This is a genomic window from Bradyrhizobium sp., from assembly GCF_019244115.1.
GTDB lineage: Bacteria > Pseudomonadota > Alphaproteobacteria > Rhizobiales > Xanthobacteraceae > Bradyrhizobium.
On record NZ_JAFATE010000763.1, the window covers coordinates 1 to 5480 of the forward strand.

At 63.2% G+C, this 5480-nt stretch carries 8 protein-coding genes; 3 read left to right on the forward strand and 5 right to left on the reverse strand.

The annotated features are described in order from the left end of the window. Together JOZ76_RS32650 and JOZ76_RS32655 are read left to right on the forward strand one after the other, a co-directional pair. Positions 1–490: zinc-binding dehydrogenase (locus JOZ76_RS32650; protein WP_441300143.1), on the forward strand; the 490-nt coding region annotated here is incomplete at its 5' end. A gap of 359 nt (positions 491–849) precedes the next feature. Then, complete coding sequence (locus JOZ76_RS32655; protein WP_291705509.1) at positions 850–1302, forward strand: DsrE family protein; 453 nt, start codon at positions 850–852, stop codon at positions 1300–1302. 25 nt (positions 1303–1327) lie between these two features. On the opposite strand, the gene JOZ76_RS32660 is transcribed toward JOZ76_RS32655, so the two are convergent. Together JOZ76_RS32660 and JOZ76_RS32665 are read right to left on the reverse strand one after the other, a co-directional pair. Then, positions 1328–2356 (reverse strand): hypothetical protein, encoded by a 1029-nt coding sequence (locus JOZ76_RS32660; RefSeq protein ID WP_291705510.1) that lies wholly within the window; start codon positions 2354–2356, stop codon positions 1328–1330. After that, positions 2353–3384, reverse strand: a complete 1032-nt coding sequence (locus JOZ76_RS32665) for a TAXI family TRAP transporter solute-binding subunit (protein WP_291705511.1) — start codon at positions 3382–3384, stop codon at positions 2353–2355. Before JOZ76_RS32665 ends, JOZ76_RS32660 begins: the two co-directional genes overlap by 4 nt. Positions 3385–3460: 76 nt before the next feature. Here JOZ76_RS32665 and JOZ76_RS32670 point away from each other — a divergent pair, with 76 nt between their 5' ends. Further along, on the forward strand, positions 3461–3793 hold the full coding sequence (locus tag JOZ76_RS32670; RefSeq protein WP_291705512.1) for a hypothetical protein: 333 nt from the start codon (positions 3461–3463) through the stop codon (positions 3791–3793). Positions 3794–3808: 15 nt separating this feature from the next. On the opposite strand, the gene JOZ76_RS32675 is transcribed toward JOZ76_RS32670, so the two are convergent. From JOZ76_RS32675 to rplQ, 3 genes are all read right to left on the reverse strand, one after another. Beyond that, on the reverse strand, positions 3809–4120 hold the full coding sequence (locus JOZ76_RS32675; protein WP_291705513.1) for a DUF1330 domain-containing protein: 312 nt from the start codon (positions 4118–4120) through the stop codon (positions 3809–3811). Between the two features lie 9 nt (positions 4121–4129). Further along, positions 4130–4930 carry an SDR family NAD(P)-dependent oxidoreductase gene (locus JOZ76_RS32680; protein ID WP_291705514.1) on the reverse strand — a complete coding sequence of 267 codons (801 nt, stop codon included), beginning with the start codon at positions 4928–4930 and terminating at the stop codon, positions 4130–4132. A 121-nt stretch (positions 4931–5051) separates the two neighbouring features. Further along, positions 5052–5468, reverse strand: a complete 417-nt coding sequence (rplQ, locus tag JOZ76_RS32685) for a 50S ribosomal protein L17 (protein WP_291705515.1) — start codon at positions 5466–5468, stop codon at positions 5052–5054. Positions 5469–5480: the final 12 nt, after the last annotated feature.

The following is a 5480-nucleotide window of genomic DNA, read 5'->3' on the forward strand; positions in this document are numbered from 1 at the left end:
TTTTATGCCGGATCGATTCTGCGCCAGGGCCCCCATTCCGAATTTCATCTGGTCGATGAGCCCAACGACGGCAACAAGCCGAAAAGCCTGTCGTTCGCGCAGGCTGCCGCCGGTCGGCCTCGTCGCCAGTCTCACCTGCACCGACCAGCACTACAAGGCGATCGCCGAGTTCATGGCGCCGCAAGGCAGGTTCGGGCTGATCGATGATCCGCCCGAGTTCAATGTCGCCGTCTTCAAGGGCAAGGCGATTTCGATCCACTGGGAATTGATGTTCACGCGCTCGTCGTTCAAGACCGCGGACATGATCGCGCAGCATCATTTGTTGAACGATGTCGCCGACCTGATCGACAAGGGCGTGCTCCGCACCACCTTGGCCGAGAATTTTGGCATCATCAACGCCGCCAATCTGAGGCGCGCACATGCGCTGCTCGAAAGCGGCAAATCGCGCGGCAAGATCGTGTTGGAGGGCTGGCAGGCGAGGAAACAGTAGGGTGGGCTAAGCGAAGCGAGCCCACCGGCAACACGACGATCTTGATGGTGGGCACGGCGCAGGCGCGCCTTATATTAGCCCACCCTACTCAGCTCGCTCGCAACGACAGCCAACAGTCGCGCACGGCACGAGCTGCCCGGAGATCGTCCTCAAGTAGCGCGCGATCGCACGCTCATCCTGCGGCACCCAAGCGCGGAAGTAGAGGCTTGCGTGACCAGGTTGTAGCGAAAGTTACCGCAAACGGCGAGCGCTACCGGAGTGTGGCAAGGTTGCGCACAGATCGACCTTCGTCGTCGTTGACTTGACCAGTTTGTCTGTTCTGCTGCGCAGTGGTGCATCGTTGTTTTAGGAGTATTCAGATGCGTGTCTTATTGCGTTTGACGGCCGTCGCTGCCTTTCTGCTGCTGTCCCCTTTAGCCAAGAGCCAGGCCGAGGAGCCCAAGCATCGGCTGGTGATCCAGGTCGACCAGGACGATCCCGCCGTCATGAATCTCGCGCTCAACAACGCGACCAATGTCATCGACTATTACCGAGCCAAGGGCGAGAGCGTCGATCTCGATATCGTCACCTACGGCCCCGGCCTTAACATGCTGCGCGTCGATACCTCGCCGGTGAAGGATCGCATCAAGCGCATCAAGGAGCTTGCATATCCGGGCACCATCCAGTTCTCCGCCTGCAACAATACCAGGGAGAACATGGAGAAGAAGGAAGGACACCCGGTGGCTGTCATGTCCGAAGCCGTACTGGTGCCCTCGGGCGTGGTCCGCCTGATGGAGCTGCAGGAAAAAGGCTGGAGCTATCTGCGGCCGTAGCCGCCTTGCGGTGGCCTACGATGCGCTATCGCTTCCCGTAGGTCACGCGCCCAGCCGGCGGCCAGTTGCAGAGTTTTTCGATCTTTTGGCGGATCGCGGTCCAGCCGGTGAGCAGGAACGTCGCTTCGCGCCTTGGATTGTCGCCGTCGGCAAGGCTGATGCTCAGGAGCCCGCCCTCGGGCAGCGATCTGAGCAGCTCGACCGCATCCTGCCTGTAGGTTGCGGTCCTGGCATCCGCCGACAGGCTCCACATCTGCCTGACGATCGGCTCCTTGTTGACCCGATGATCGACCAGCACGGCGTCTCGCCGTGCCGAATGCCAGCCGGCCTCGCTCCAGATCGACAGTTCAGTGCGGCCGCGCCGGCAGCGGACGGCAAGGTTGCTCGGTCCATCGTGCAGACGCGACGCCGGGCGAATGGCGGCCGTGATCAGCGGGCTGAAATCGACCGGAGACGTCGTCTCGCTCACGACCCAGCTCGACTCCCGCAAGGTCCCCGTGTCCGGCTCGTGCGGTTGGGCGACCTCGGCCGATGCCGCGGCTGAAGCCGCCGGCGGAGACACCGCCGTTACCTGGACCGGATCAGGATCAGCCGGCGGCGTGGTGTCCTGATCCTTACCCTGCTGATCCTTACCCTGCTGATCCTTAGCCTCGGGCGCGCTGGCCGAAATGCTGGCTGTCGGCGGCTCGGGCGGACTCACTGCCGCCTCCGCTTTCGGCGGCTCCGCGATCGGTGCGACCTCAGGCGACGCCGCCGCCGAAGGTTGCGCCGGCGGCGCCACCGGCGCGGCTGCGGCCGGGGTCTCCTGCCCCGGTCCTGCCGGCGGTCCATCGGACATGGCGCGATCGAGACATTCAAGCTCGGCGCCGCGTGCCTTGTGGAAGCACTCTATGCGCGCCGCCGGATCGCCGCTCAGCTTGGCGCACTCATCATCGGCCGCGCGCGCGGCCTGGAGGCACACGCCGAGTCCCCTGCCGGCGGGATCGACCGCCTGCGCGCAAACGGCGCGCCCGGAAACAAGCAGCGCGACCATGATGAGCCGCGCCCGCCTCATGGCCGTGCGCTCGCCTTGACGGCCGCGTTGGCGTTGCGGTCGAGCCATTCCTGCGCCGCCTGGAAACGCTGCAGCCCCGGGACATGAATGGCGGGATTGACGTCCTTCCATTTCGGATCGAAGCCGGGCGTCTGCAGCTTGTCGATGCGGGTGAACAGCTCGTCGACAAAGCGCGCGACGCGCTGGTAACGCGGTGAGCCGCGACGCCAGTTGAACGCTGCGAGCACGGTCGGCACCGCAATCGTTGCGATCCGCTGCCCCTTGGGGATCAGATTGGGGTAGTCGGACGCGTCGAGAGAGGAGGCGATATAATAGTCCTGGAATTTCGGGCCGAAATCGACGCTCAGGAACTTGTATCCCTCGTCCCATTTTCCCTTCACGAAGGCGTCGACGGGTTTTGAGGTGACAAAGACCACGGCGGCGATGTCGCCGCGCCGCAGCTGCTCCAGCGCCACCGGGTGCGGGATGAACATCTTGTCGACGTCGACGCCAAGGCGGCTGAAGATCAGCGGCCCGGAATAAGCCGCCGCGGTGCCCTGGGTATTGAAGTTGACCTTCTTGCCGGCGAGATCGCCGAGCGAGTGGATCTCCGGACGGACGAAGATGTGCAGCTCGGACGGAAACAGGCTGAGCACGGAGCTGATGCGCTGCGCGATCTGCGGCACCTGCGCCTTGTATTCCTCGAGCGAGTCTGAGTTGATGATGGCCGCGTCAACCCCTCTCAGATACAGGAGATCGTTGACGTTCTCGGTCGGACCGCGGGTCACGATCGGGAGCACATGCATGCTGCCGCCGTCGTTCACGACGCGCGCGATCTCGGTCGCGAAATGGATCGGCGCGCCTTCGAGGAGGCCTCCGGCGAGACCAATCGACCAGGCATTGACCCGATTCCTGATCTCCGCCTCGTCTTTTTGCGTTGTCGGCGTGGCCGCCGCGAGGACCCGCTTCGGTCGGGCGATGCCCGCGTGATTGAATGCAAAGCCGCAGGACACCACTAGGAGGACAACAAGTCTTGCAAATACGCGCATCACAACTCCCTCTACGAACAATCAACGCCGGGCACTTCACGGCCAATCCACCGACCAGCGGAGTGCCTTCAAATGATTGGTCAACCGAGCCACGCATCGGTTCGAGGGAATCCTGCTTGCGACCTGGTCTATTGTTATTCGTATCGTTCGCAACGGGCCATCACGCCCGCCGGATCTTTCGCAATTCAGCTCGCCTGACGGCGACAGTCTTCGTCCTCTCAAGACTCTCGATGCGCGTTCTCCGAATGACCCCTACGGCGATACTCCTTTCTGCCGCGAGCCTTTCCATCAGAATGGCTCCGGCGAAATCAATTGCGCAACAGAAAAGCGGCGCCGCAGCGCCGCTTTTGAAGCAAAATCCGGAAAAGCCTACGTGCCGACACCGATCCTTTCCGCAACCCTTCGGTGAGCGACACAACGATGATCAACCGGTTGGTTGATCCGCCAGGTCGACGCCTTCGACGAAGAGCAGCCGCCGCTCCAGCGCAGTCTGTCGGACTTTCAGCGCCTTGGAGTATTCCGGTGAGGCGTACCATTCCCGCGCGCGGGCCATCGAGGCAAACTCGACGATGACGATCGTCTTCAGCGCGGGACCGCCCTCGACCAGTTCGGCGGCGCCGCCGCGGACCAGGTAACGGCCGCCATAGCGGGCGATCGATCGGGCGGCGAGCGTCCGGTACAGCTCCATCGCGCCGGTATCGCGCACCTCGACTTCGGAGATCACATAGGCTGCCATGGTGCGAGCTCAGGCAATGGTATCGACCACGCCGCCTTCGGCGCGCAGCGCGGCGCCGTTGGTTGCGGACGCTTGCTTCGAGGCGGCGTAGACCACCATGCTGGCGATCTCGTCCACGCTGGTAAAACGCTGCAGCAGCGAGCTCGGACGATGCCGCGCGATGAAGTGTTTTGCCGCCTGCTCCTCCGACTGACCGCTTTGTCGTGCCATGTCTTTCACAAAACCTTCCGCGCCCTCGGACATCGTCGGGCCGGGCAGCACCGAATTGACCGTGACGCCGGTGCCTCGGGTCAGCTTGGCGAGCCCGCGCGAGATGGCAAGCTGCGCGGTTTTCGTGGTGCCGTAGTGGATCATCTCGGTCGGAATGTTCAGCGCCGACTCGGAGGAGATGAAGACGATGCGGCCCCAGTTGCGCCTCAGCATGCCCGGCAGAAAGGCGCGTGAGAGCCGCACGCCGGACATCACATTCGCCTCGAAAAAATGCCTCCAATCCTCGTCAGGAATCGCAAAAAAGTCCCTGGCCTCAAAAATCCCGGCATTGTTGATCAGGATGTCGAGCTCGCCCTGTGCCTTGATCAGCACATCACAGCCGGCCGCGGTCGCAACATCGGCAGCGACGCCACGGACCTTGCTGCCGGTCACGGACGCTGCTCCTGCAAGCGTCGCCATCGCCGCATCGACCCTGGCCTGGCTGCGTCCGTTGATCACGATCTCCGCGCCGGCGGCGGCAAGGCCCTTGGCGATGGCGAAGCCGATGCCGGCTGTTGAGCCCGTCACCAGCGCGGTCTTGCCCGAAAGATCGATTTTCATGCGTCATCTCCGTCATAAGCTGCCGGAGATATCGTGTGCAATCGGCGAGCTCGCAATCGAACGACCGGGCAATAAAAAAGCGGCGCCGGAGCGCCGCTTTTGCAACCAAATGCGAGGAAACTTACGCCGCTTCCGCCTCGGTCTCGGCGACCGGACCGGAGTCCTTGCCCTTGGCATCGACGTCGCGGTCGACGAACTCGATCACCGCCATCGCCGCGTTGTCGCCGTAGCGGAAGCCGGCCTTGATGATGCGGGTATAGCCGCCCTGGCGATCCTTGTAGCGCGGCGCCAGCACGTCGAACAATTTCTTGACCATGTCGGCGTCGCGCATTTCCGAGACCGCCTGGCGGCGCAGCGCCAGCCCGCCCTTCTTGCCGAGGGTGACGAGCTTCTCCACGATCGGGCGCAGCTCCTTGGCCTTGGGCAGCGTGGTGACGATCTGCTCGTGCTTGATCAACGCCGCACACATGTTGGCAAACATCGCCTTGCGATGTTCGGCGGTGCGGTTGAGCTTCCGATGAACCTTGCCGTGACGCATAGTCTATTCCTT

Bases quoted from the DNA above. Each gene is read 5' to 3' on its own strand.
- JOZ76_RS32655 (WP_291705509.1), top strand. From the start codon at position 850: ATGCGTGTCTTATTGCGTTTGACGGCCGTCGCTGCCTTTCTGCTGCTG.
- JOZ76_RS32660 (WP_291705510.1), bottom strand. From the start codon at position 2,356: ATGAGGCGGGCGCGGCTCATCATGGTCGCGCTGCTTGTTTCCGGGCGC.
- JOZ76_RS32665 (WP_291705511.1), bottom strand. From the start codon at position 3,384: ATGCGCGTATTTGCAAGACTTGTTGTCCTCCTAGTGGTGTCCTGCGGC.
- JOZ76_RS32675 (WP_291705513.1), bottom strand. From the start codon at position 4,120: ATGGCAGCCTATGTGATCTCCGAAGTCGAGGTGCGCGATACCGGCGCG.
- JOZ76_RS32680 (WP_291705514.1), bottom strand. From the start codon at position 4,930: ATGAAAATCGATCTTTCGGGCAAGACCGCGCTGGTGACGGGCTCAACA.
- rplQ (WP_291705515.1), bottom strand. From the start codon at position 5,468: ATGCGTCACGGCAAGGTTCATCGGAAGCTCAACCGCACCGCCGAACAT.